21 protein-coding genes and 1 pseudogene are annotated in these 25,395 nt (G+C 61.3%); 16 read left to right on the top strand and 6 right to left on the bottom strand.

Annotated features, from left to right (window positions below; genetic code table 11):
- The first annotated feature begins 405 nt into the window (after positions 1–405).
- Both AC1DVM_RS08950 and AC1DVM_RS08945 read left to right on the top strand, forming a co-directional pair.
- Positions 406–759 (top strand): cupin domain-containing protein, encoded by a 354-nt coding sequence (locus tag AC1DVM_RS08950; protein WP_477253818.1) that lies wholly within the window; start codon positions 406–408, stop codon positions 757–759.
- 204 nt (positions 760–963) lie between these two features.
- Positions 964–1,254, top strand: coding sequence for a hypothetical protein (locus tag AC1DVM_RS08945; protein WP_477253816.1), 291 nt, complete (start codon positions 964–966; stop codon positions 1,252–1,254).
- Between the two features lie 245 nt (positions 1,255–1,499).
- On the opposite strand, the gene AC1DVM_RS08940 is transcribed toward AC1DVM_RS08945, so the two are convergent.
- Both AC1DVM_RS08940 and AC1DVM_RS08935 read right to left on the bottom strand, forming a co-directional pair.
- Complete coding sequence (locus tag AC1DVM_RS08940) at positions 1,500–2,636, bottom strand: AI-2E family transporter (protein WP_477253814.1); 1,137 nt, start codon at positions 2,634–2,636, stop codon at positions 1,500–1,502.
- Between the two features lie 723 nt (positions 2,637–3,359).
- Positions 3,360–4,043 (bottom strand): annotated as a pseudogene (locus tag AC1DVM_RS08935) (tyrosine-type recombinase/integrase).
- 475 nt (positions 4,044–4,518) lie between these two features.
- On the opposite strand from AC1DVM_RS08935, the gene AC1DVM_RS08930 reads away from it, so the two are divergent.
- The 3 genes from AC1DVM_RS08930 to AC1DVM_RS08920 all read left to right on the top strand — a co-directional run bounded on the left by AC1DVM_RS08930 (position 4,519) and on the right by AC1DVM_RS08920 (position 9,357).
- Positions 4,519–5,019, top strand: a complete 501-nt coding sequence (locus AC1DVM_RS08930) for a twin-arginine translocation pathway signal (RefSeq protein ID WP_477253812.1) — start codon at positions 4,519–4,521, stop codon at positions 5,017–5,019.
- Between the two features lie 17 nt (positions 5,020–5,036).
- Positions 5,037–5,660 carry a ferric reductase-like transmembrane domain-containing protein gene (locus AC1DVM_RS08925; protein WP_477253810.1) on the top strand — a complete coding sequence of 208 codons (624 nt, stop codon included), beginning with the start codon at positions 5,037–5,039 and terminating at the stop codon, positions 5,658–5,660.
- A 424-nt stretch (positions 5,661–6,084) separates the two neighbouring features.
- Positions 6,085–9,357 (top strand): ATP-binding protein, encoded by a 3,273-nt coding sequence (locus tag AC1DVM_RS08920; RefSeq protein WP_477253808.1) that lies wholly within the window; start codon positions 6,085–6,087, stop codon positions 9,355–9,357.
- A 192-nt stretch (positions 9,358–9,549) separates the two neighbouring features.
- Here AC1DVM_RS08920 and AC1DVM_RS08915 read toward each other — a convergent pair whose 3' ends face one another.
- Positions 9,550–10,800, bottom strand: coding sequence for a glycerate kinase type-2 family protein (locus AC1DVM_RS08915; protein ID WP_477253806.1), 1,251 nt, complete (start codon positions 10,798–10,800; stop codon positions 9,550–9,552).
- Between the two features lie 146 nt (positions 10,801–10,946).
- Complete coding sequence (gene pgi / locus AC1DVM_RS08910) at positions 10,947–12,596, bottom strand: glucose-6-phosphate isomerase (protein ID WP_477253850.1); 1,650 nt, start codon at positions 12,594–12,596, stop codon at positions 10,947–10,949.
- Between the two features lie 312 nt (positions 12,597–12,908).
- On the opposite strand from pgi, the gene AC1DVM_RS08905 reads away from it, so the two are divergent.
- From AC1DVM_RS08905 to AC1DVM_RS08870, 8 genes are all read left to right on the top strand, one after another.
- Entirely contained in the window at positions 12,909–13,904 is a 996-nt protein-coding gene (locus AC1DVM_RS08905) for a DctP family TRAP transporter solute-binding subunit (protein ID WP_477253804.1), read from the top strand.
- A gap of 68 nt (positions 13,905–13,972) precedes the next feature.
- The gene (locus tag AC1DVM_RS08900; protein WP_202063378.1) at positions 13,973–14,527 is read left to right on the top strand and encodes a TRAP transporter small permease; all 555 of its coding nucleotides are present in this window, start codon (positions 13,973–13,975) and stop codon (positions 14,525–14,527) included.
- The gene (locus AC1DVM_RS08895) at positions 14,524–15,804 is read left to right on the top strand and encodes a TRAP transporter large permease (protein WP_477253802.1); all 1,281 of its coding nucleotides are present in this window, start codon (positions 14,524–14,526) and stop codon (positions 15,802–15,804) included. The genes AC1DVM_RS08900 and AC1DVM_RS08895 overlap by 4 nt, the downstream gene beginning before the upstream one ends.
- Before the next feature lie 147 nt (positions 15,805–15,951).
- Positions 15,952–16,932, top strand: coding sequence for a D-2-hydroxyacid dehydrogenase (locus AC1DVM_RS08890; RefSeq protein ID WP_477253800.1), 981 nt, complete (start codon positions 15,952–15,954; stop codon positions 16,930–16,932).
- 108 nt (positions 16,933–17,040) lie between these two features.
- Complete coding sequence (locus tag AC1DVM_RS08885; RefSeq protein WP_477253798.1) at positions 17,041–17,865, top strand: class I fructose-bisphosphate aldolase; 825 nt, start codon at positions 17,041–17,043, stop codon at positions 17,863–17,865.
- Between the two features lie 74 nt (positions 17,866–17,939).
- The gene (locus tag AC1DVM_RS08880) at positions 17,940–18,902 is read left to right on the top strand and encodes an alcohol dehydrogenase catalytic domain-containing protein (RefSeq protein ID WP_477253797.1); all 963 of its coding nucleotides are present in this window, start codon (positions 17,940–17,942) and stop codon (positions 18,900–18,902) included.
- A complete protein-coding gene (locus tag AC1DVM_RS08875) occupies positions 18,895–20,472 on the top strand; it encodes a xylulokinase (protein WP_477253796.1) in 1,578 nt (525 codons plus the stop codon). The genes AC1DVM_RS08880 and AC1DVM_RS08875 overlap by 8 nt, the downstream gene beginning before the upstream one ends.
- Complete coding sequence (locus tag AC1DVM_RS08870) at positions 20,469–21,173, top strand: FadR/GntR family transcriptional regulator (RefSeq protein WP_477253795.1); 705 nt, start codon at positions 20,469–20,471, stop codon at positions 21,171–21,173. Before AC1DVM_RS08875 ends, AC1DVM_RS08870 begins: the two co-directional genes overlap by 4 nt.
- A gap of 422 nt (positions 21,174–21,595) precedes the next feature.
- Here AC1DVM_RS08870 and AC1DVM_RS08865 read toward each other — a convergent pair whose 3' ends face one another.
- The gene (locus tag AC1DVM_RS08865; protein WP_477253794.1) at positions 21,596–21,721 is read right to left on the bottom strand and encodes a hypothetical protein; all 126 of its coding nucleotides are present in this window, start codon (positions 21,719–21,721) and stop codon (positions 21,596–21,598) included.
- Between the two features lie 430 nt (positions 21,722–22,151).
- On the opposite strand from AC1DVM_RS08865, the gene AC1DVM_RS08860 reads away from it, so the two are divergent.
- Complete coding sequence (locus AC1DVM_RS08860) at positions 22,152–22,307, top strand: hypothetical protein (RefSeq protein WP_477253792.1); 156 nt, start codon at positions 22,152–22,154, stop codon at positions 22,305–22,307.
- 663 nt (positions 22,308–22,970) lie between these two features.
- Here AC1DVM_RS08860 and AC1DVM_RS08855 read toward each other — a convergent pair.
- The gene (locus AC1DVM_RS08855) at positions 22,971–23,756 is read right to left on the bottom strand and encodes a DUF4394 domain-containing protein (RefSeq protein WP_477253790.1); all 786 of its coding nucleotides are present in this window, start codon (positions 23,754–23,756) and stop codon (positions 22,971–22,973) included.
- Positions 23,757–23,930: 174 nt separating this feature from the next.
- Here AC1DVM_RS08855 and AC1DVM_RS08850 point away from each other — a divergent pair, with 174 nt between their 5' ends.
- Together AC1DVM_RS08850 and AC1DVM_RS08845 are read left to right on the top strand one after the other, a co-directional pair.
- Positions 23,931–24,479, top strand: a complete 549-nt coding sequence (locus tag AC1DVM_RS08850; RefSeq protein WP_477253788.1) for a sigma-70 family RNA polymerase sigma factor — start codon at positions 23,931–23,933, stop codon at positions 24,477–24,479.
- The gene (locus AC1DVM_RS08845; protein ID WP_477253786.1) at positions 24,476–25,207 is read left to right on the top strand and encodes an anti-sigma factor; all 732 of its coding nucleotides are present in this window, start codon (positions 24,476–24,478) and stop codon (positions 25,205–25,207) included. The genes AC1DVM_RS08850 and AC1DVM_RS08845 overlap by 4 nt, the downstream gene beginning before the upstream one ends.
- The last annotated feature ends 188 nt before the right edge of the window (positions 25,208–25,395 follow it).

The following is a 25,395-nucleotide window of genomic DNA, read 5'->3' as shown; positions in this document are numbered from 1 at the left end:
CAGCGCTGTCGGACAAGTCCGGTGAGCAATCCGCATAGGCTCCCGGAACCGGAGCGCCCTGGCGACCGCGAGCGGGTCATCGAGCAATTCCGCACGCATTTCGCGAGCCGGACGGATCTCCACGAAAGGCTGGGCGAACTGCGGGGCAAAGTGCTGATCCGAAACCATGCCACGGCGATTATCTCGCCGAGTTGTCAATGCGTCGGAGTGACTATTCGCACCGCCTAGCGGGCTTTCGCGGGATCGTATTTCGCGGCAAATGCTGGGGGTGTTCTTCGCCGGCCCGGGCTAGTCCTGCGAATATTCGCGGTCGCGTTTATGGGATTTACACAACGGGCTTCAGTCGCGCGAGACCTACTCCCCGGTAGAGAGTAGGATAGCGAGAGCTGTTCCGGGAGGAACGCAATGCGAGTCGTCGATCATGCGGAACAGGAGCAGGAGCGGTGGCGGCCAGGCGTGCTTACTCGCGTGCGCATCTCGGCCCTGACCGCTGCTGCGCAACTGAGTGTCTTCGAGCAATGGTGCGATCCCGGCTGCGGCGCACCCGCTCATCTGCACGGCGTGGAAGAGGTACTAACCGTGCTCGATGGCTGCGCCGAGATCTGGGTCGGTGAGGAGCGCACCACCGTGCTGGCCGGGCAGTCCGTGATCGTGCCGGCAGGCCAGCGACATGGCTTCCGCAACACTGGCGAGACGGTGCTTCATCTGGAAGCAATCCTTGCTGCGCCAATGTTCGGTCCAGTCACGCAGCGCGACTGAAATGTGAGTTTATACTGCGCCTTATCGGAACTCCTGCGCTCGCCCTCGCACACCCGGACCAGGACGAGCCTAGGGGGCCGGATTTGGTATTCAGTTGCGATAAGGCGTAAGCTGGATCATCCGCGACGACGCCCCTCTCGCGGATTTCTTGAGCGCCTTCGGAAAGCGCCCCGGAACCACGTGGTGGTAACGGAGGAAAGACCCATGCACGCTGTAATCAGAGCCTACTCCGGTTCAGGAGCCAAGGAGCTTTTTGATCTGCTGGAGGAGCGCAAGTCGGATGTCGAAAGCCTGATCCGGTCGGTCAAGGGATTTGTCAGTTATTCCCTGGTCCGCACCGGCGATGGCGGCATCACCGTCACGGTCTGTCAGGACAAGGCCGGCACTGATGATAGCGTCCGAAAGGCCAAGGACTGGATCGGGAAGAACGCATCGGACATCGGCGCTAGTGCGCCGAAAGTGTCAGAGCGTCCGGCCATTCTTCATTTGAAGTAGTGGCGCCAGCCGACGCTGCGGAGCCACCTCCGTTAGCAGAGCGCTCAAATCGCCCCGGTCGAAAGACCGGGGTATCCTTACCGGGTTCCGTAAACGCGCTTGTCGGAAATTAGCGGTCTCTAAGCCGTCGTTCCTGGTTCCTGGCTGCACGGCCGGCTGACCTGGTGATAGGACTTTTCCCTAACACCTCTGGCAGTCCATTCCTGAGGGCAATTACTGGGTTGCGATGCACCCGAGGCGGAGAGCTACTCAGGCGACTGCCGGATCTCACCTCGTCTAAGCCCCACCGGCTTTGGAGGGAAGGCGCCTGGTGCGGATGGCACCGCCGCGGCGTCCAGGTCAGGGCCGGCCAGCGCTTTCCTCATGGAAAACCGCAGGATGACGCCAAGCGATGCGGCCAGCGGAATGGCAATGAGCAAGCCTGCGAAGCCGAACAGATACCCAAACGCGAACAGCGCGAACATCAGCCACACCGGGTTGAGCTTGACGCGACTACCAATGATCCGCGGCGACAGGACATAGTCAGCGATCGTTTCACCGAGCAGGAAGATACCGGCCACGACAGCCAGGGGAGTCCAGTTGGGCCAGAACTGGGCGATCGCGACGCACGCCGCAACGACGACGCCGACGCCGAGCCCCAGATAAGGGACAAAGCTGATCAGGCCGGCCGTGAGGCCAATCAGGATGGCATGGTTGAGCCCGGTCAGCCTCAGAGCTCCTGCGTAGAACACCGCCAGGATCAGGCAGATGACGATCTGCCCGCGCACGAAGCCAGCCACCGTGTCATGGATCTCCCGCCCGACGGTACGGACGTCCTCGCGGTGCTGAGCCGGCAACCAGCCGTCGATCGTCGCGATCATCCCGTCCCAATCTGTCAGAAGATAAATGCTGACGATCGGAACCACGACCAGCAGCGAGAGGAGGGAGAGCAAGGCTTTCCCGCCCGACCAGGCCGAGCGGACGAGATCATCGATCCAGGCACTGCCCGCGGCCTCCACCGTGTGGGTGACGGATTCCTCGATTCGGACTTCCTGGCCCATGACCCTGTGCAGCCAAGGCCGGCCCATGTCGGCGGCCAGCGACTGGACCCGCGTGACATAGCGGGGAAACTCGTCAAGGAAGAACCGCAGCTCCCCGCCCAGCGCCGGGAGCATCACCAGCAGCAGACCGACGAAGCCGACCGCCAGCACCAGGATGAGGACCAGGGCGGCCAGTCCGCGATTGATTCCGATCCGCTCCAGCCTGTCGACGACGGGGACGAGCAGGTAGGCGAGCGCCATGCCGACTGCGAACGGCAGCAGGATCTCGTGCAGCAGCACCAGCAGCACCAAAGCGATGATGGCGATTGTGATCCAAAAGACAGTGGGGCGAGCAACCGTCATTGCGTGCCTCCCGGGCGTGATCCTGCCGTACGGCTCCTAAGGCTGGGCGGGAAGATAGTCTTCCAGTCCCGCTTCATGTCAACTACGGTCCATCGATCCACCACCGCGGCATCGAGGGCGTTGTCGAGATGGCCGACCTTCGACTGGCGGTCACAGCCTACCTGGGTGCGGAGGAGTTCAATGACGGTCCCGCAATGGGCGCTCCTCCGCTTTGCTGTCTGGACGCTGCTGGTGCTCTTCGGAACCGTCGGTGTTTACCGATGGTCGAGTTCTCACTGGTGCGGACAATCGCTTCCTTGACCTGCTTGCCGGAGTCATTCTGGTCGCGAGGATCTGTCAGACAACAGTACACCTCGCTTGGGCTCCCTCCGATGTCGCCGCCTCGGTTCGGTTCGCATTGTTTTTTGTGCAGGCGATCGGCATGCTCTCAATGGCCGCAGCCGTCGCTGTCGCGGCCATCGGATAATCGCAACCTTCGAAGATTGAAGGTGTCCGCGCTGGCAAGTCCAACCGCGGCCCGCGACGCCATCCTCACCTTAACGACCAGAATTGAAAAATCCGCGCTCGGCTCGGGCCAGATTTAGGATCCCGCTTCCTGACCCAGATAGATGGCTTACGCCACCGTCCCTCAGGTGGGGAATTGGCCGTATCGAGGAGAAGGTCTCCAAATGGCACGCGCCGGTCGGTTGGGCTGCTTAAGCCTCAAGGCCGGACCTTGGCTCCCTAATTGGCAATAGGCTCTGAGGCGGCTCGTCGGGGAGCCGCCTCAGGCGGTTGGATCTCAACCTCCTCCGCAATCAGAAGAGCATCGTCGACCTCAATTCCAAGATACCGAACAGTGCTCTCGATCTTGGTGTGACCCAGCAGGAGCTAGACCGCCCGGAGATTGCCGGTTCTTCGATAGATCATCGAGGCTTTGGTACGCCGTAGTGAATGTGTGCCGTAGGCCAAGGGATCCAGCCCAATCGCGCGAAGCCAAGATGCCAGCAGGCGAGCGTACTGACGCGTTGTCATGGGCCTTTGTCGATCAATCCGACTCGGAAGGAGTGGCTCGCCCTTGTGCAGATCCTTCTTCTCCAGCCAGTGCGCCACAGCCTCGCGGGTCTGCTCTGTGATCTCGAACTGAACAGGCCGGCCGGTCTTCCTCTGCATGATGGTGGCTCGGGATCGCACCCGCCCATTGAGAGCTACATCGTCGACCCGGAGCGCGACGAGGTCGCAGGCTCGCAGCTTGCTGTCGAGGGCTAAATTGGACAGAGCCAAATCCCGGGTGCGCTGAGCAACCTGAAGCCTGACCCGAATGGACCAGATCTCTTTGGCATTCAGAGGCGGCTTGGGTCCAATCAGCTTGCCCCGATTCCATGGTGCGGTGGTTCGGCAAGTATGGTCAGCGATACTGTTTTGCATTGCAGTGCTCCTGAAGCGAAGCCCCTGCAATGAACCTTGGCCGTTCTGCCGACAAAACCAGACTGAGCATTTCCCCTAAGGTCTTCGTCAGCTTACCGACGTAAGCTGGGCGTCCCTTTCCATGCGCCGATCTCCTGCTCGTGACCCGCTCCGGACCTTGGCAACCCCGATTCTGATGGGTCGATACCACGGCTGACTGCACCAGCCCCCGCGCAAAGCTCATCCCCTACAAACGCGCGGTAGTGGGCGTCTGCCTGGTCCGTCCCCGTTACGTAAAAGGGGCGCGGGCCCGGATGAGGCTTCCATCACTTACGCTTGATCAGTCGGCTGCCGCCATGGACCACGAGCACAGGCGGCGCTACCTCTATCGGGTCAGGCGATGGCTTGCTGCACCACACTCGGTGGCTCACGCTGCGTGCACGGTTTTTTCTAGGCCCTCTCAGTGCATACAACTACTCCTCCACGGAGATGCGACATGACTTATGAGATCCTCAGCCGTCGCTCCATTCTCGCAGCGACGGCCGGCCTCGCCGGGACGGCGCTTCTTTCCAGGCCCCTGGGCCTCGTTGCCTCTGCTGCGGCTGCGACCGGGTTTGCTCCGACCCCGACCATGCGCGGGGGCGCCAACAACTACCGGCCAAACGCACCCCTTGTGGAACGGCTTGGCTCCGGGTTCCTGGTGCGGGGCAAGGTTCTGCGGGCCGGCGACGGCGCTCCGCTGAAAGGATTGCGCATCCAGATCTGGGCCGCAACGGTTCTCGGGGGCGAGCCCGATCCGGTCAACCATGGGAGTGTCCTCACCCGCGCCGACGGCACGTTCGAACTCGAGATGGCGCAAATCGTCCCGAACTTCGGACAGCCGCACGCCCACCTGGCCTATGACGACGGGGCATTCCAGACAGTCTTCCTGCGTCCCGTCATGCCGAGCGCGCGGGACACGTCCGTGTCCGCCGATTTCGTCCTCGCCCCTGCTTGATCGCCGGCTCAGCCCTGATGGAGTCGATCGACAGGCGTCGGTTTTCGGCTGTTCTTGCCTGGGGCAGTGCGGCCGCAGTCATGATCGTGCCGGTCGCGGTCGCGGCCTTCAGCCCGTACCTCGCGTCCCGCAACATGCCCTACATCGTGGGCGGCTTCGCCGGCATCATTTGCCTGTCGCTCCTCTTTCTCCAACCGCTCCTCCCCGCGGGCTACTTCGCCGGATCGGAGGGGCGGGCCGGACGGCGCTGGCACCGCTGGCTCGGCGTCGCAATCATTGTGGCAGTGGTGCTCCATGTGAGCGGGCTCTACCTGGCCAGCCCGGAGGACACTACCGATGCACTCCTACTGGTCTCGCCGACTCCTTTCTCGGTCTACGGCGTCACGGCAATGTGGGGTGTCGTGGCCACGGCGATCCTGGTGCTCTCCCGCCGTCGGCTGGGGCTGCGCCCTTCGGCCTGGCGGCTGGTCCACAACGGCCTGGCGGCGATCGTCGTTATGGCAACCGTAACCCACGCGCTACAGATCGAGGGTGCGATGGAGCCGGTCTCCAAGTGGCTGCTGTGCATGGCTGTCGTGGCCGCGACGGGCGTGGCACTCTGGGACTTGCGCGTCGTAAGGCCATTTCGTGCGTGGAGCTAACGCGGCCCGAATCGAGGCGCCAAGCGCGTGCTGCCAAAGTCCAACGTCGGTTGAAAAGCCGCGTCGACGAATGGCCGCCGGCGCATAGAGGCTTTGGCATGGCCGGGGCGCTACGCACAACTCGGGAACGACAATAGTCGGTTTGTTGCCGACAAGCAGACTTTGATTGCAAGGCTCAGAGATCAGACTCTGACCCCACGCTGACCTTCCTTGCTCTTATTGAATGATAGCCACAGGAGCCCGTTCCGAAGCTCGGACAGGTCGTCCTCGTCGCGTGTGGGGGCACCTCGGCAGCAGAGGCAGTGATGTCGCCAGGGCTCGAGGCGCAATGAATGGGGATGGTGCTCTCAAGATGCCGCTCGATAAATGAGTGCCCTAGGTGTAACCTTCTTGCTTGCTGTGGTCTCTTGGCAGGAGACGGGACGTGGATGTCGCACAGTGGCTACGAAGCCTCGGACTGGCGCAGTACGAGCAGGCCTTCCGCGACAATGCCGTGGATGCCGCAATCCTGCCGCGGCTCACCTCTGATGATCTGAAGGAACTCGGCGTTCATGCCGTCGGTCATCGCCGAAAGCTCCTGGACGCCATTTCTCGCCGCGCTCGGTCGCCAGCCCATCCCGCCAACGTCGGAGCGGAAGCGGAGCGGCGGCAACTGACGGTCCTGTTCTGCGACCTGGTCGGATCGACGCCCCTCGCAAGCGCTCTGGATCCGGAGGAATACGGTAGGATCCTCGACGGATATCATGAAGTTTGCGCCGAAGTCGTCGCCGAGTTCGGCGGCTTCGTGGCGAAGTACATGGGCGACGGGGCGCTCGCCTATTTCGGCTATCCGCAGGCTCATGAGGATGACGCCGTCAGGGCCGTCAGTGCCGGGCTGGCCCTGACGGAGAAGGTGGGGCGCGTCCCGGTTCCGTCTGGCGTCGATCCGCTGCGCGCCCGCGTTGGCATCGCCACCGGCTTAGTGGTCGTGGGCGACCTGGTCGGCACGGGTTCGGCCCAGGAACGGAGCGTCGTGGGCGAGACCCCGAACCTTGCGGCGCGGCTTCAAACCCTTGCGTCACCGGGCGCGGTGGTGATTGCATCAGCGACCCGGCGTCTGCTCCACAGCGGATTCAACCTCGGCGACCTCGGTTCCCAGCGCTTAAAGGGTTTTGCCGCCCCCGTCACGGCCTGGCAGGTTCTCGGCACCCGCGCCGTCGAGAGCCGCTTCGAGGCCCACGGCACCGGAGCCACGCCGCTGATCGGGCGAACTGAGGAACTTTTGCTGCTCGCACAGAAGTGGGAGCAGGCCAGGGGTGGAGACGGTCAGGTGGTGCTGCTGTCCGGCGAGGCCGGGATCGGGAAATCACGGATCGCGCGCGAGTTCCGCGACGGCTTGCAGTCACAGCCGCACACCGACGTGCAGTGCCAGTGCTCGCCCTTCTTCAGCAATTCTCCCATGCACCCGTTCGTCGAGCGGATAGAGCGGGACGCGGGGTTCCAGCAGGACGAAACGCCTGGCGAGCGGCTGGTGAAACTGGAGACCCTCCTGGCCCAAGTGACGGATGAAGTCCTGACCGCCGCGCCCGGGTTCGCCATGATGCTCTCGCTCCCCTTGGGCGATCGATACGGGCCATCCCCATACGATTCAGGGCAGCAGCGAGAACTGATGATGGAGGCGCTGATCGGGTATCTGATTGGTCTCGCCCGGCGGGTACCGCTCCTCCTGCTGATCGAAGACGTCCACTGGGCCGACCCGACGACCCTCGAGGTGTTAGACCGACTGGTCGACCGCGTGGGGTCCGAGCGCGTCCTGCTGCTGATCACCTTCCGGACGGAGTTCTCGCCCGTATGGCGCGCGCGGTCGAGCGTCACGTTGATCCCGCTTGCCAGCCTAACGCAGTGCCAGAGTACCGAGCTCACCGAAGCAATTGCAGGCAGCGCGGAATTGCCGGTGGAAGTGCGCCGCCAGATCGTTGAGCGGACCGACGGCGTGCCGCTCTTCGTCGAGGAACTCACCAAGGCCGTGTTGGAGCGCGAGTCCGGCGCCGTCCCGGCCACTCTGCACGACAGCCTCATGGCGCGCCTTGACCGGGTCCCAGCTGCGAAGGCCGTGGCCCAGCAGGCCTCCGTGATCGGGCGGGAGTTTTCCTACGACATGCTGGCCAGCATCAACCCGCAGGACGAACGCGGGCTGCGAGCCGCGCTCCGGCAGCTCATGTCAGTCGAACTGGTCGCCGTGCGCGGCACGCCTCCCGATGCGCGCTACACGTTCAAGCATGCGCTGGTGCGCGACGCCGCCTACGGGAGCCTGCTCAAGAGCCGCCGGCAGGAACTGCATGCGATCATTGCGGAGGTTCTCGAACGACGCTTTCCCGATGTGGTGACCCGTCAGCCCGAACTCGTCGCCCACCACCTTACCGAGGCGTGCCTACCGGAGCGAGCGGTCTTCTACTGGCAGCGTGCCGCGGACTATGCCGCTCATCGGCAGGCTCACCAGGAGGCGATCGCGCATTGCATGCGGGGTCTCGAGATGGTCAACCTTATCCCCGACCCGGGGCCGCGCGCCCAGCACGAACTTGGGTTGCAGGTGCGCCTGGGAAACTCTGCCACCAGTGCCAAGGGATATTCGGCGCCGGAGGTCGGGAAGGCGCTGTACCGGGCACGAGATCTCTGCACGGAGTCGGGTGACAAGCGGCTGATGCACCCCATTCTGGTCGGCCTCTACTTCTTCCATGCGAACAAGGCCGAGCTGCGCACTGCCGAGAGCCTCGGTGTCGAGATCCTGGCGCTGGGGAATGCCCAGAACGACCACGTCATCCAAGTCGACGGCCACAAGACGCTCCTTAATGCACGCTACAAGCTGGGGAAGTTCCCGGAGGCGCAGGAGCATCTCGAGCGAGGGATCCGTCTTTACGAGGAGCGCCCCTGGCCCGCGGCCCTTATCGAGCAGTTTGACGATCCGGGCCCGCACCTGCTGGTCATTGGCGGATGCGTGCTGTGGGTTCGAGGCTATCCGGACCGTGCTCGGCGGGCGGTGGCCGATGCCATCGCTCTCGGCCACCGCGGCGGGCACCACCTGAGCACCGCCCACGCGATCCACATGTCCGGTCACTTGGCCGAGCTGATGGACGACTGGGACGGCGCACGAAACGCCAATGAGGCGACCATGGCCCTTGCCACGGAGTGGGGCCTCTCCGGGCTGCGGCAACAGGTGGCCCTGCGCGAGCGCCTCGTGGCGGTGGCCCTGCACGACGACCCGGAGCAGATGGAGTACAAGCGCCAGCACCCGCAGCCGGGCTTTGCACGATCGCTCCACGACGGCGTGCTGGCGCGGGCCTACTGTCGTTGCGGCACCTCTGAGGAAGGCTTGCGGGTCATTGAGGAATCCCTGGCTTGGACGGAGGAGACGGGCAGCCGGTTCTTCAACGCCGAGCTGTACCGGATACAGGCCCAACTGCTCCTGCTCATGCGGCGCCTTGATGAGGCCGAGCGCAGCTACCGCAAAGCTCTGGAGATCGCGCGGGAGCAGGGAGCACGTATGTGGGAGCTCAAGTCTGCCTGTGATCTTGCCGAGATGCTTCGTGAGCAGAAGCGGCAGGCAGAAGCCCGTGATCTCCTTGTTCCGATCCACTGCTGGTTCAGCGAGGGATTTGATGTCCTTGAGCTGTGTAGGTCGAAGGCTCTGCTCGAGAGGCTGTCGCCGCCACTTCCATGACGCCCCCCCGCCAGAACCCGTCCATTGCAAGCAGCGTAGTCGTGCTGGCAGTTGAAATAGAGGGGTGATGGCGCCAGATGAATGTCGCCTAATGGCACTTCTCGGAAGTAAGCCGAGTGTCTGCTTGAGGTGCGAACACCGGACGTTGACGCRGTCCTTCAGCGCCGGAGCAGATCATTATGCAATCCGCCATCAACGGATGAGAATGCCGCGGAAATCGTTCACGTTCGTCAGGGTCGGTCCTGTGACCACAAGCCTGTCGAGTTTCGCAAAGGCTGTATAGGCATCGTTATTCGCCAAGTAGGCCGCAAGGTCCATCCCCTTGTCTCGCGCGCACTCATGCAGCATCGGACCGAACCATGCTCCCGCGTTGTCTTCCGAGCCGTCGATGCCATCCGTATCGCAGGCGATGGCGGAAACAGTAGCCTCGCCCTTTAACTCCAGAGCGAGTGACAGTAGGAATTCCGCATTGCGCCCGCCCCGCCCTTGCCCTCGCACGGTGACAGTGGTCTCGCCACCCGATAGCAGTACGCAGGGAACTCTGACCGGGTCTCCATGTCTGCGGGCCGACTGAGCAATTCCAGCCATGACGCGCCCTACCTCCCGCGCCTCACCTTCAATGGCATCCCCGAGGATTAAGGGGGCAAGACCGAGTTCACGCGCTTTCGCTGCGGCGGCATCGAGCGCCATCTTCGGGGTCGCGAGCATATGCAGCGCGCCGCCCGCAGGGGGGCCGTCTATCGTATTGGCCTTGATGGTCTGGAGGACATGTTCAGGCACGTCGATGCCGTACTTGCGCAGGATACTGAGAGCGACGTCCGGATCGACCCGTTCGGGGATCGTCGGGCCCGACCCGATGCTGTCGGGATCGTCGCCCGGAACGTCAGAGATCAAGTAGGTGACGAGCTGCGCCTTGCCGGCCGCTGCCGCGAGCCGCCCGCCCTTGATCGCGGAGAGCGACTTGCGCACCCGGTTCATTTCGCCGATTGGTGCGCCGGATTTCAGCAAGGCACGGTTGAGATTCTGTTTGTCAGCCAGCGTCACCCCTTCAGCCGGCAACGACAGGAGTGCCGAGGCCCCGCCAGACATCAGACAGACGACGAGATCATCCGGGCCAGCCTGCTGTGCGAGAGCCAGGATTCGGCGCGCTGCGTTCAGGCCTGCCTCATCGGGAACCGGATGGGAGGCTTCGACGATCTCGACGAATCGGGTCGGCGCCGCATGGCCATAGCGCGTGACCACGAGTCCTTCGCAGGTTCCGCCCGCATGTGTCCAAGCTTCCTCAAAAGCTGTTGCCATGCGCGCAGAGGCCTTTCCTGCGCCTAGGACGATAGTTCGTCCGTATGGTTTCGGCGGCAGCCTACCATCGAACTTTCCGTTTGGGAGAGCTGCGTTCAGCGCCGCATCGAACAGGGCTCGCAGAATTTCAGCATCGTTTAACATTACTGACCTCGTGCCCGAGTTTGTTTGTGGAAAGGTAAAATGCTGGCTGACTGATCTGTCTTCTCTGAGCCGGCAGATTCGGGTGCTAGTGAAAGCATGGATGGTTGGTAGTGCGGTGACGGCATTCGGACCTAGTAGTTTCGAACCTACTGCGAAGACCTGCAAAGATGCTGGAGGTGGTTGATCAGGCCGCTCGTCGAGCTGTCATGCCCTGTCACTGTCTCGTGGCTTTGGAGCTCCGGCAGGATCCTTGATGCCAGTTCCTTGCCGAGTTCGACGCCCCACTGATCATAGCTGTTGATGCCCCAGATGATGCCCTGAACGAAGATCTTGTGCTCGTAGAGGGCAATCAGGGAGCCGAGACGGCGTGGCGTCAGCTTGTGGTAAAGGATCGAGGTCGTAGGCCGGTTTCCATCGAAGACCCTGTGCGGCACAAGGGCGTCCAAGGCCTCACCCGTTAGGCCACGCTCCCGAAGTTCGGCTCGGACTTCATCTGCCGTCTTGCCAAACGCGAGGGCTTCAGTCTGCGCCAGGAAGTTCGCGAGCAGCTTTTCATGATGATCTGCCAAGGGCGTCTGGCTCTCGGCTGCCGCGAGAAAGTCGGCCGGTACCAGCGCCGTGCCTTGGTGGAGAAGCTGAAAGAAGGCGTGCTGCCCATTCGTGCCCGGCTCACCCCAGATGATCGGGCCCGTATCATATTCCACTCGTGTGCCATCTCGGCGCACGGACTTGCCGTTGCTCTCCATGTCGCCCTGCTGGAAATACGCCGCGAACCGAACGAGGTGCTGGTCGTAAGGCAGCAGGGCGAGGGTCGAGGCCCCCAAGAAATTGCGGTACCAGATGCCAAGGAGACCCATAATCACGGGCATATTCTGCTCAAGGGGAGCGCTGAGGAAATGCTCGTCCATTTCATGGGCGCCCTCCAGCAGCTCAATGAAGTGGTCGAACCCGACGGCCAGCACGATTGGCAGGCCGACAGCGGACCAGAGGCTGTAGCGTCCGCCAACCCAGTCCCAGAACTCGAACATGTTCGTCGTATCGATGCCAAACCGCGCCACCTCGGTAGCGTTGGTTGAGACGGCGACGAAGTGTTTCGCCACCGCGTCCTCACCCAAGGCTTCGGTTAGCCAGGATCGCGCGCTGGCAGCGTTAGTCATCGTTTCCTGCGTCGTGAAGGTCTTCGATGCCACGATGAACAGCGTGCGTGCAGGATCGAGACGAGCGAGGGTGTGGGAGAGATGGGCCGCGTCGACATTGGACACGAAATGCGGCCTCAGGTCCGGGCGTTGGTACGGCTTCAGCGCCTCGCAAGCCATGACAGGGCCAAGGTCCGAGCCACCAATGCCGATATTGACGACATCTGTGATGGCCTCGCCCGTCGCCCCGCGCCAGGAGCCGCTTCTGACCTGCTCTGAAAAGAGCCGCATCTTTTCCAGCACAGCCGCGATCTCCGGCATGACGTCAGTGCCATCGACAAGGATTGGTCGTTCTGCGCGGTTGCGCAACGCAACGTGCAGCACGGCTCGATCCTCGGTACTGTTGATCTTCTCCCCCGCAAACATCCTGTCCCGCCAGCCCTCCACATCCGCGGCCCTGGCCAAGCGGAGGAGAAGCGTCATGGTCTCAGTTGTGATCCGGTGCTTGGAGTAGTCGAGCAGGAGATCCTCAAGCCGGAGCGAGAAGCGATTGAAACGCTGTGGGTCCTGGGCAAACAGATCGCGCAAATGAAGGTTTCGAATGCCATCGGAATGCGCCTGAAGCGCGTGCCAAGCTGGGAAGTCCGTGATTGTCTTCATCGCGCCGGAGCCCTGTCTATGAAAAATGCTCGGGTAATCCAGCTTCGCTCTCCAAATACGACCGAGCAAGCGCAACTTACGCCCTTTCTTATAAGCTAAACTTTCAGCCGCCACCTCAGATCTGCTGACTCGCCCCGACGCCGCCAAGTCCTGCCACGCTTAGCAAGAGAAGGTCAGAACATTTTCTCCGATCACGGTCGTGAGTAATAATTGGTTATGCCAATCGCTGCAACGCTTGCCATTCGCTTCGCCTTCGGCTAACTTTTTGGTATAACCAATAATAACATCGTAACGTTTTCATGGAGGACAAGAATGCTGAAGTCGATGATTCGTGGCTTGGCCACAGCCGCTGTAATGATTGCTGCGACTGCAGCGAGTGCTCAGACCAATTTTACTCTCTCAACGCCTGATCCGGATAATTCTGAGATCACTCTGGCGGCCAACAAGTTCGCCGAGCTGGTGTCGCAGAAGACAGGCGGCAAGGTCGCGATCAAGGTGTTCCCAAATGGCCAGCTGTATGGCGGCGATCCCTCAGCTGCAGTGAAGCAGCTTTCAGGTGGCTCGCTTGACATGCTGCTGCTCTCGACGTCGCTCTATGCCAACTTCAACCCGAAGTTCACGGCGATTTCAGTTCCGTACCTCTTCACCAATACGGCCCAGCTCCGCACATACCTGTCCGGGCCGCTGGGGCAGGAGCTGATCGCTGACCTTAACAATATCGGTATTCAAGGTCTCGGCCTGTGGCCGCGTCCGTTCCGCCAGATGACCAATTCCCGCAAGCCGATCACGGGCCCGCAGGATCTGGCCGGCATGAAGTTTCGCGTGCCCAACAACCCGCTCTGGGTCGAGTTCTTCAAGAAGATGGGCGCTGCCCCGACCCCAATGGCGTTTGCAGAGGTTTACAATGCCCTGCAGCTGAAGGTCATCGATGGCCAGGAAAACCCGATCAACATCCCGGTCACGGCTAAGTTCTATGAAGTGCAATCCTTCGCCACCATGACAAACCATATGGCGGATGGTTGGGTGCTGGGAATCAACCCCGCTAAGTACAACGCTCTCCCTGAAGACCAGAAGAAGTCGATCAAAGAAGCGGCTGTTGAGGCCGAGGCTTGGAAGGTGGAAAACGACGCTGCAGACGAGGGCAAGTCGATCGCAGCGCTGACCGAGAAGGGCATGAAGGTCGACCGCCTCACCCCTGAGCAACAGAAGGCTTTCGCTGACGTCGCCAAGGAGCTGTTTCCGACCTTCGCCAAGCTCGTGAAGGATCAGACCTTCTTCGACCGCACCATCGCGGCCGTCAGCAAGTAGTAAGACAGTCCTACAGGGCATCCTGGTCGCGAACCTGCGGCCAGGATCCATCTGAGAGGTGAAGCCCCATGGCTCAACAACCGTCTTTGCTCGGCCGTTTCGTCAAGCTCACTGCGGACTTTGCAGCTGGCGCCACGGCAGCCGGGATCCTGATTGTCGTGGTCGTACAGATTGTAAGCCGCTTGATCGGACAGCCTGTCTCCTGGTCTGAGGAGGCCACCCGCTTTCTCTTTGTCTGGATGGTCTTCCTGGGCCTCGCCGCGGGCTTCCGCACCGTTGAAAGTGCCCGCGTTGTGGTGTTCATCGCTGCGGCGCCACGCCTGTTCCGGCGATTAGCGGTGCCAATTTATGTGGTCTCATCCGTTCTGTTCTTCGGCATCATGGGGTGGACTGGCCTTAGCCTCGTTCGCCAGCAGATCATGATGAGCGAGGAGGCGGCGACGCTCGCCATCCCGATGTGGGTGATCGGTCTCATCATGCCCATCTCGGCAATTCTAGCTGTCTTGGCCATCGTTGAGTCGCTGAAGACGAAGCGCGATCTCATTGCGCTTCCGGAGGTTGGCGCGCCGCGGGTTGACCTCGACGAGCCTGATGTCTTTGTTTCGAAAGGACATACGCCGTGAGCATTGCGCTTCTTCTTCTCTTCCTGGGGCTGTCTGCCCTTGGTGTTCCTTTGGCAGTAGCGCTCGGCCTGGCTAGCGTGGCGGCCATCATGATGTTCACGTCCACCCCGATCGATCTCCTCTCGCAGAGCATGTTCTCGGCGATGAACTCCTTCCTGCTTGTGGCCGTGCCGCTCTTCATCCTGGTCGGGCATTTCATGGAGCGGGGGCGTGTGGCCGAGCGTATCTTCGACTTCGCCGAGGCGATGGTCGGCTGGATGCCCGGCGGCCTCGGCCACGTAAACGTGGTTTCCTCGGTGATCTTCGGCGGCATCTCCGGATCGTCCGTTGCCGACATCGCTTCTGTCGGCGCGATCGAGATTAAAGCTATGGAGCGGCATGGCTTTCCCAAGAGTTACGCGGTCGGCATGACGCTCGTCACCTCGACGCTGTCCTCCATCATCCCGCCATCCATCTTGGTCGTGATCGCAGGCTCGATCGCAAACGTATCCATCGGCACGCTGTTGGTGGCTGGCCTGATCCCAGGCCTGTTCATCGCCTTCGTATTCATGGTGTTCAACCATTTCTACGCTGTGCACTACGGCTATAATCCACCGACTCCGTTCAATCTCCGCTTGGTTGTGACGACTGGGCTTCGCGCTATCCTACCGATGCTGACACCGGTCATCCTACTCGGCGGCATCGTCAATGGCTTCTTCACGCCCACGGAAGCCGCCGCAATTGCGGTGCTCTATACGATGTTCCTGTCAGTCGTCGTTTATCGCTCAATTCCTCCAGCAGAGATATGGAGTATCCTGGTCGAGACGGCCCGGGCCTCTGGGACGATTCTGTTCATTGCCGCAACCGCGAAGCTCGCTGCCTGGGTGTTCGCCTTCGACGGCCTGCCAGTCCAGGTCGCTAATTTCCTAGCCAGCATCAGCACCGGCCCGACTATGGCGCTGTTCCTAATCTTCCTGTTCCTCATCGTGGTTGGGATGTTCATGGATGCCATTGCGGCCATGTTCATCTTGATACCGGTGCTGCTACCTCCGGCACTGAAAATGGGCATCGACCCGATGCACTTCTTGATCGTGACCGTGATCACCCTCACGCTTGGCCTCGTCACCCCGCCGGTTGGTGTCTGTCTGTTCGCTGTGGCTCAAGTGGCGAAAATGCGGATTGAGGACGTTATCCGCGGATCTATGATCCCGGTTGGGATCCTGACTGCCGCGATCCTGGCGCTGGTCCTGTTTCCAGTCTTGACCCTGGGGCCGATCAGACTCCTCGGGCTCTATTGACGGCAACAAGTGAAGAAAGGGCAGGGTGTATCAACATCTGGCCCTTTGCATTTCCTGGCGACGGTGGAAGCCGGTTTGTCGAGGCGGATCCAGACCTCACATGCCGCGCATAGATCGCCACAACCGACTCGCAGAAAGTGGTGTCGTATGACTGAAGCCCTGCCCGGTGCGCCGGCCWGCATTGTGTTCCTCGATCGAGAGACGCTCTCTCCAGAAACGCAGCTGCGGACGCTGTCCTTCCCCCATGAACTTATCACCTATGGCAAGACTGCTCCGGGCGATGTAGGCACGCGCATTGCTGATGCTGAGATCGTCATCACCAACAAGGCACCGGTAAGACGCGATGCCATCGCGCAGGCACGCAACCTCAAGCTCGTCGCTGTTGCGGCCACCGGGTACGACGTCGTCGACGTCGCAGCCTGCCAGGAGCGCGGTATTTCCGTGTGCAACATCCGCAATTATGCGGTGAACACTGTGCCCGAACACACTTTCGCGCTGATCCTCACCCTGCGGCGCAGCATCCTAGCCTATGCGGACGCTGTTCGCCGAGGCCGATGGCAGGAGGCGAGTCAGTTCTGCTTCTTCGACTATCCAATCCGCGATCTCGCCGGCTCGACCCTCGGCATCATCGGCGATGGCGTGCTTGGACAGGCCGTTGCCGACATCGCCCGAGGCTTCGGCATGCGAGTGCTGTTCTCCGCCTACAAGGGCTCAACCGGCATGGGGCCGCTCTACACCCCTTTCGAGGATGTGCTGCGCCAGAGCGACGTCATCACGCTGCACTCTCCGCTGATGCCCTCGACCCGCAACATGATTGCTGCTCTGGAATTCGCCCTCATGGAGCGTCGGCCCCTGCTCATCAACACGGCCCGCGGAGGGCTAGTGGACGAGGCTGCCCTGGCGGATGCGCTCACAGCCAGACAAATCTCCGGCGCCGCCTTTGATGTGGTCACGGCGGAGCCGCCAGCTGCGGATCACCCATTTATGCGCCTGCTGGACCGGCCCGACTTCATCCTTACGCCGCACGTGGCTTGGGCGAGCAGCGAGGCTGTCCAGGGGCTCACGGACCAGCTGTTTGAGAACATCGAGCTGTTTCGGGCTGGTAAACCCAGGAACCTAGTAGCGTAAAATTGGTACAACCAATTGATGTTTATGCTTGTATAGGAACCTTAATTGGTATAACCAAACCTGATCCCAGTTTCGTCGGCAACATCCGACCTGCATTAAGGAGCCTCTATGTTTCTCGGGAAAGAAGTTCGTCTGAACCGGATCGTGAATCCCAAGTCTGGCCGCATGCTCGCCATCACGGTTGACCATCCGATCACCCGCGGGATGATGCCCGGACTTGTGGATATCCGCTCTGTTATGCGCAAGGTTGTAGCCGGCAAGCCTGACGGTATCACCATGCACAAGGGCATCGCCGAGAAGGTGTTCGCACCCTATGCGGGCCAGGCCTCGATCATCTTGAAGGCTAGCGCCTATTCCGTGCAGTATCATCCGACGTATGACACGCCCGTTGCGGATGTGGAGGAAGCGGTGCGCTTTGGTGCTGACGCCATTTCGGTGGGCTGCATCGTCGGCGGTCCCGACCAGGCCCAGCAGCTGACATTCCTCAGCAAGATCTCCAAGGACGCAGCTTCGGCCGGCATGCCGCTTGTCGCGCACATCTATCCGAAGGGCGCGCTGATCAAGGATCAGCACGACGCTGAGGTGCTGGCCTACGCGGTGCGCGCTGGCGCCGAGCTTGGCGTCGACATCATCAAAACCATGTGGTCCGGTTCAGCCGAGAGCTTCCGCTCGGTGGTGGATGCCTGCCCGTCCATCGTGGCTCTGGCTGGTGGCGAGATGGGCGAGACTCTGGAGGACTATTTGCGCATGACCCGCCAGGCACTCGATGTCGGTATGCGCGGCGTTACCTATGGCCGCTTCGTGTGGTCGCACCCGCATACCTCTGCCGTTATCAAATCCTTGTCCGCTTTGATGCACGATGACGCCAGCGTCGAAGGAGCCCTCAAAGTTTACGAGCGCGCCCTTGAAGAAGAGAAGGATCTCCAGAAATGAAGGCAGCAGTTCTTCGAGCTCCCGACGACGTCGTCTTGCAGGATGTCGCAACCCCGTCCGCGGGGCCCGGTGAGTTGATCCTGAAGGTGAGGGCGGCGACTGTGTGCGGGACGGATATTCGCATCCTACGTGGCCGCAAAACCAAGGGCGTCCGCTTCCCGTCCGTTCTCGGCCACGAGTTCGCGGGCGAGGTGGTTGAAGTGGGGGCAGGCGTCTCGCAGTTCTCCTGCGGTGACCCGGTATCGGTTAATCCTGTCATTCCCTGCCGCAAATGCGCCTACTGCAAAACCGGCCGTGAGAATGTCTGCCAGAATCGTCAGGCCATCGGATACGAATTCGATGGGGCTTATGCCGAGTACCTGAAGGTGCCTGCGCTCGCGTTAGAATCAGGTAATGCCGTCCGTATTCCGCAGGGCATGCCGTTCGAAGCGGCGGCTTTGGCTGAACCGCTGGCGTGCTGCATCAACGGCCTGCGCAATGTCGGCGTTGAACTTGGTGACGTGGTGGTCATCCTCGGGGCAGGGCCGATCGGCCTCATGCATGCGGCACTCGCGCGCCGGGCCGGGGCACGACTGGTCATCGTCAGCGAGCCCAACCAGATGCGCCGCGAGGCTGCCCTCGAGCGCGGCGTCGACATCGCCTGTGATCCGACCAAGGAAGATCTGGCGGGGGTGATCCGTGGCGTGACTGACGGGCTCGGCGCGGACGTGGCAATCTTGGCCATCGGCGTTCCGGCGCTTGCCAACGAGGCGCTGAAGCTCGTTCGCAAGGGTGGCCGCGTCAATCTGTTTGCAGGCTTCTCGGCAGGTGACATGGCGACATTCGACGTCAATCTCGTGCACTACAACGAGATCGTCGTGACCGGGGCGAGCGCGCTGCGCCGCCAGGACTATGAGACAGCTCTCAACCTGCTCGCAGGCGGGCTCATCGATGCCAACTCGCTCGTAACCCATCGCTTCGGACTAGCGGATGCTGTCGAGGCGCTCAAGGAGGCGGAGAGCGGACGGGCACTGAAGGTGGCGATTCGCAATGACTGAAGCCTTCCTCGGGGTCGACGCTGGAACGAGCGGTATCAAGGTTTGCGCTTTCACGCGTGAAGGCCGCTTGGTTGCGAAGGCGCACCGGACGGTTCCTGTGGTCACACCTTATCCGCTCTGGGCCGAAATTGACCTCGACCGCTACTGGGCGGCCACCGCCGATGCTATTCGGGAGGTTGCCGCCCGCGTCCCCACGATCGTCTCAATCGGGCTCGCTACAACCTGCCCGACAACCATCCTTCTCGACGAGGACGGGCAGGCGGTACGGCCGGGCATCCTTTACCTCGATGGCCGCGCTCAGGTGCGTCTCGAAGACGTGGTCGGGACCGATGCTGAGGCAGATGTGCAGCAGACCGGCAACCGGGGCAGCACGTCAACCTGCTGGGCAGCCAATTTGGCGTGGATCCGCGAGAACGAGCCAGCCGCTTGGGCAAAAGTGCGGCGGGTCACTATGCTCAACGGGTTTCTGGCTCGCCGCCTCGGCGGGCGGGATGGCATTGAGCCGACACAAGCCTCTTATTCGGGTCTGATGCGCATTGCTGATCCCAAACCGTCCTGGAACCGTGATCTCCTGGCCCTGTGGGGACTTGATGCGGCAATCCTGCCGGAGATCAGTGCCTGCACCGACGCAATTGGCCGGGTGACAGATGAAGCTTCCTCTCTGACGGGAGTTCCTGTCGGTACCTCTGTGGCGCTTGGTTCTGCTGATACGGCTGCGGCCTCCTTTGCGGTTGGCCTGATGGACAGCGGCGAGGTTTTCGAATCGGTTGGCACGTCCGGGGTCATTACCTTCTGTCTCGACCGACCGGACTTCGAACCGTCTTTCCTGCATCGTCAGCATATCGTGCCCGGCCGCTGGCTGGCTCATGGAGCGATGTCGACGCTGGGTGGTGCCTTCGGCTGGCTCAACAACAAGGTCTGGCCGGAACTCAAGACTCTCGCCGAGTTGGAGCGCTTGGCGCAGGAGTCTGTTCCAGGAGCCAATGGTCTCTTGTTTTTGCCCTACCTTGCCGGCGAGCGGAGCCCCATCTGGGACGCGGAAGCGAGCGGCAGTTGGCTCGGGCTACTCCTCCGCCACAGCCGACAGGACATGGTCCGCGCTGTGTTCGAAGGAACGACCTTCGGCCTGCGGCAAATTTTGGAGCGGGGTTCGGTCAAGTGGGGCAAGCGCCCGGAGCGCATGCTCAGCGTGGGCGGCGGAGCGCGGAACAAGTTCTGGGGACAGATGAAGGCAGATGTCCTGAAGCTCGACTATATCATGTCTGACATGCCCGACGCTGCGGCGCTGGGAGCCGGCTTGCTCGGTGCTATAGCGGCAGGGCTGTTCACGGGCAGCGACGACAGAGAACTTCCACTGATTTCAGCCAACGCCACCGCGATTCGGCCCGGGTCCCAGAGAACCATCGAGACCTACGACCGCATGTTCAAGATCTTCGAATCCGCTTACCCGCAACTGCGCGACTTGATGCACGCGCTTGCAGATCGTAGTTCTGGCCCGTACGCGGATGAGGAGGCGCGGCCCCGGCTAGGGTGCGAGCCACTGGGTAAAAGGAACTACGGTTTTATATGACCGACGGCGAAGACGATATCCTTGCGCGCGTCATCGACATCGCAATGGAGCTGAGGCCCGACAGCAGCGGACGGATCAAGCTCCCCACGGAGCGTGAGCTGGCCGACCAACTCGGCATCCAGCGTCCGACTTTGCGGGATCGGCTGACCGTTCTGGAGACGCTCGGGCTGCTCCAGCGCGTCCAAGGCAGCGGAACCTATCTGGCGCTCCCGAACTCGCGGTTCCTGCAGTTCTATTTCGGCGTTGCTCTGAAGCTTGGGTTCATCTCGATTGATCAAATCCAAAGCGCCATGGAGATGATTGGCCGAGAGATGGCGGGTGCCGCCGCGATCCAGGCCAGCACTGCTGATCTTGAGGCGCTCGAGGATCTCATCGATCAGATTGCCGCATCAGACTCCTTAGAGGATGTGGTTGAGCTCCAGTTCGAGCTTCACGCCAGCCTCGCCAGGGCGTGCCGCAACCCTGTGATCGTCATCGTCATCGATGGCCTCTCGTCCGTCATCCGGTCTGTGATTGCGAACAAGGTCAGGATCATCTCCATGGTCCGCGGTGCGTTCGAGCGAAACGTCGAAGCGTACCGTGCACTTGTGCAAGCCCTAAGGGATCGCGAGCCAGAGCTCGCTCGTGAGGCTATTCAGGAGTGTTACTGGTTGTGGCGTCGGGAAGAATCGAAGATTTCGATCCTCAACATCAGCGAGTGAGAGCCTCGGAAAGGCACGAGCGACAATCTCATCCGTGTAGATTAGTGCTTCCCTAATCCGCAATGTCCGTATCAACGGTAGAGTGGAACGACAATGACTGAGCCTAAGCCATGCCCAGTGTGCAGAAGCGCCGAATTAGGGATCACCTGCCTCGAATTATATGGGCAGTACGAGGCGCATTTTCTCTGCCTCAGTTGCGAGAGCGAAGGCGCACCACAGGGCCCTTTGTCAGAACCGTGCGGGACGGCAGCTGAAGCGGAGGGGGCGGCTCTTCGCGCTTGGACCGATTTCGTGTGTTTTCCCGGTCGCAGGAATGTAGCCCAGTTGTCGCTCATAGCCGCAACCCGCCGTGACAGGCAGGGTTGGTTGTGAGTTGCTTCGCAGAGACTGAAGAATTTTGCATTTATGACTTACTGGCGTTCTCAGTCGAGGGTGTTGCCAGCGCGTGCGAGATGCGCATTCAGAACACGTTCGGCCCTGAGCTGGTTCGCATAGGCAGTTGCATTAACGACGCGCATCACGAGACGGAGGATTGCTGTTACGAGCATAATTCTTATCCCTCTACAGAGGCGTTCAATAAGCCTCGTGATGAATAGATAATTCTTATGCTGCTGCGCGGTAGATAGGTCAGCACACATGAGCTATGCGCTGTAGGCATATCAATCTAAAATTGCGCCAATGCTCCTTTCCTGGGCGCATGAGTTATATGATGACTTTATTGATTTTTTGACTGCATGGTCAGGATCCAGAGCGAGCCCACGTGGGAGATGTGCTTGACATTAGCAGGAGCAGAACCCGCACCTTTCCGAGGGGAAGGTGGCTGATCTGACTTGCAGCCGATGCCGCAATTAAATTTTAGCTGTAGTGAGGAGAACGTAAGTTTCGGGATCCTCAATCTAGCGCAGAGCTTGTGCACTTTGACAAAGTCGTAACAAGTTCAATGGTTTATACTTGTGTGACGTCAAATCAATGGAAATTATGAAGGGCAAGACCGCGATTGAGGTCGGCCCTCTTGCCAATCTCCCCACGCTCATCGAGGCCGTTCCTGCTGGAGAGTTGGACAACGCCATTGCCACAGCAGCAGCCGCAAAAGGGCTGGCTCTGAATGGTCGTGGTAAGCCAAGGGCGAATTGATGTCGCGGTAACCGAGTTCGGCTCATTGGCTGCAAATGGCCAATGGAGTCGAGCGGAAGGGTCGAAACGCCTGCATTAGCCTTCAGATCGTTGACCTTGAGCGGCAGTATTTACTCAGCTCAGGGTCTCGGCTGTTGGCTAAGTTGAGAACTCAAAGCCAAAAAGGCCTCGTGCGTGCATCGCAAAACAATTCGGGACCGCAACTTTCGTATCCTCGGCTACATTGAGACGATGTCAGACGCACGACAAAAAGCGCTGGATGCGAGGCTTAAAACCCTGGGCTACTATGATCCCCAGCGTGATGTCACCATGGACGCGAACCTTCGAATAATCGCGCAGGGGAACGTCTTATCTGCTCTTGTCTACGACGCGGACTGCGGGTGATCGGCAGCTCTCAGTGCACTGGGGGGTGTAAAGAGCAATTGGGCTGTACAAGAGCTTCTCAGGAGCTGTTTGACCCTTTGCCGCTGAGTTGCGTCTTGTTGGTGCCAATTTAAGTTCTTCGTTTGAAGGTCAGGTATGAGCGCGAGAGCTGACCTTCAATGCATTGTGGGGATTTCGCTTTTTGACCCAGTGCTGACCTTTAGCCTTTAACGGCGCTGTTGTTCCAGCCCGGTGCTCAAAAGCCAGCCCTCCCCTTGACTGAGAGGGCTGCTCCCGCGATCACATCATCGGCAGCGCCGCGATGTCCCGGACTGAACCGCTCACCCCGGAGATCTTGCCGACCGAATTCGCCTTGCCGGTCGCCAGATCGATCTGGTAGAGGCTATCGCCAGCCATGAGCCAAGCCGTGTTCATACCCTGGCTCGCGGTCTCGTAGACGATATCAAACGCGGCGTTCTCAGCGGTCATCCCGATCATGCCGATCGAGTTGAGGATACCGTCATTCGGTGGAGCCTGCTTCACCAGAGCGCCTGTAGCGTCGATGTCATAGAGCGTGGTCTCCTTCGCGCCTTTCATGGAGTTCGTATAAGCGCCGGCGACGATCCTGGGAGCCTTGCCTTTGTGCATGTCGTTGTCGGAGAACTTGAGCTGACCGTCCTTGGTCACCTTTCCRTCGTCGACATTGGCGCGAAGGTTTGTCCCATCCGAGCCGATCACGCGCAGGCGATCCGCTACCGGGTTGAAGTCAACCGTCGCCATCATTCCGGAAGGCATCATCGCGTCGAGCTTGGACTTCTCGGTCGCCTTGCCGGATGCTGGGTCAATGGTGACAACCGTACCATCGGCCACGAGCCCGTAGAGCAAGCCGTCCGCGGGCCTGACATCGATGCCCAACAGTTTTCCGGAAAGGCCCGACACCTTCATTGATTTGCCGACCCGCTTCGCGGCGACGTCGACGACGGCGATGGTATCGTCGCCGACAAGCGCCGCGACGGATTGGGCCTGGGCGGCGCCGGCGCTCAGCGTCGTGCCAACGAGCGCGGCAGCAAGGATGGTCGACTTCATGGTGGTCTCCATTATGTTTCCCGGCGCGATGCCGCCAGTGATGGAGCTACACGGCAGATGAAGGGTCGGATGCACTCCACTGAAAATTTTTTGGAGGGCTGCATCCAGGACAGGCTCTGCCGTGTAATCTGCATCGACTGGGAACGGAGACCTTGTGTGACGGCGGCGTTGGGGATGGTACCTTCCTCACCTTTCGACCTGAACGACGCCCTGCGCCTCACCGCCGGCGGCGATCGCGCTGCCTTGCGCAGAATTTACGACGAGGAAGCATCACGGATGCTCGGCGTCGCGATGCGCCTCCTGCGTCGGCGTGCGCTAGCCGAGGAAGCGGTACATGACACCTTCGTGCAGGTCTGGCAGAAAGCGGCAAGTTTCGACCCCGCGCGGGGCACGGGGCGCACTTGGCTCTATGCCATCCTGCGCAACCGCGCGCTCAACATCCTGCGGGGGGAGGCCCGGACGGATGTCGTAGACGATTTCGAGTCGATGGGGCTGGAGGCTCCCGGGGAGGATGCCGAGGCGCTCGTGGTCCGGCTTTCCGACGCAAGCGCCCTACGGCGATGCCTTGAGCGCTTGGAGCCGCTCCGCCGCAAGGCAATCCTTCTCGCCTATGTGGAGGGTCTGAGTCATGGCGAACTCGCAGGCCGCCTCGGCGTTCCTCTCGGCACCATGAAATCCTGGATCCGCCGGTCGCTCGCTGTGTTGCGGGAGTGCATGCCATGACCCCGGAGCATGAGCGGCTCGCCGCAGAGTACGTCGTCGGCCTGCTCGATGGTGACGAGCGGCGGACCGCCGAACGCCTCGCCGGGAGTGATCCACGCTTTCAGGAGGCCGTCGCGCAATGGCAGGCCCGATTGGCGGAGCTCGACGCTATAGCGGCACCTATGCCACCGAGAGACGAGCTCTGGAGCAGGATCGAAACAGGTCTCGACGGGGCGACGGCACCGCTGCGGGTTGAGGATCCAATACCCCCTGTGATCCCAAGCCCGCGCGCTGCCTTCGCGGCGCTCTGGCGCTCTCTGCCGTTCTGGCGCATCGCGGGCATTGCAGGCGCGTTCGCGTCGCTTCTGCTGGCGCTTGGGGTGGGCCTTCTCGCCACGCGTGCGGCACGGGAGCCCGTGCTCATTGCCGTGTTGCTCACCGAGCAGAACCGCCCGGCCGCGGTTGTCAACGCCTTTGCCAATGGCAACGCCGAGCTCATCCCGCTCGAGGCGATCCCGGTTCCGCCCGGCCAAGCTCTCGAAATCTGGACTCTCTGGGATCGAGCCCGTGGCCCCGTCTCCGTTGGCCTCATCGACCAGGCGCGCACCGTGCGCCTCAACCTCGGTAACCTGCCCCGGACCGGGCCGAACCAACTTTTCGAGATTACCCTCGAACCCGCCACAGGCTCACCCACCGGACGACCGACTGGGCCCGTGCTGATGAAAGGCACCACAAGCATCGCGCTATAAGCGGAGAGCCTAACTAACACAGTTCGAGGGGGCGCTCGCTGTCTGGGGCCTTGAGGGTACCCAAGGAAGAATGCCGAGCTTGCGCGAGTATGTCACCGCCAATGGTCAGATTATGGTGTTTGGTAACGTGCTCGGGATGACCGCTTCTGGCACGCGGCGGTCGTTCTTGCTGCGTCCGCTTAAGCCTC

The organism is Microvirga sp. P4_A5, from assembly GCF_056402495.1.
Note: the sequence above shows the minus strand (reverse complement) of the source record. Positions and strands in the feature narration are given on the sequence as shown.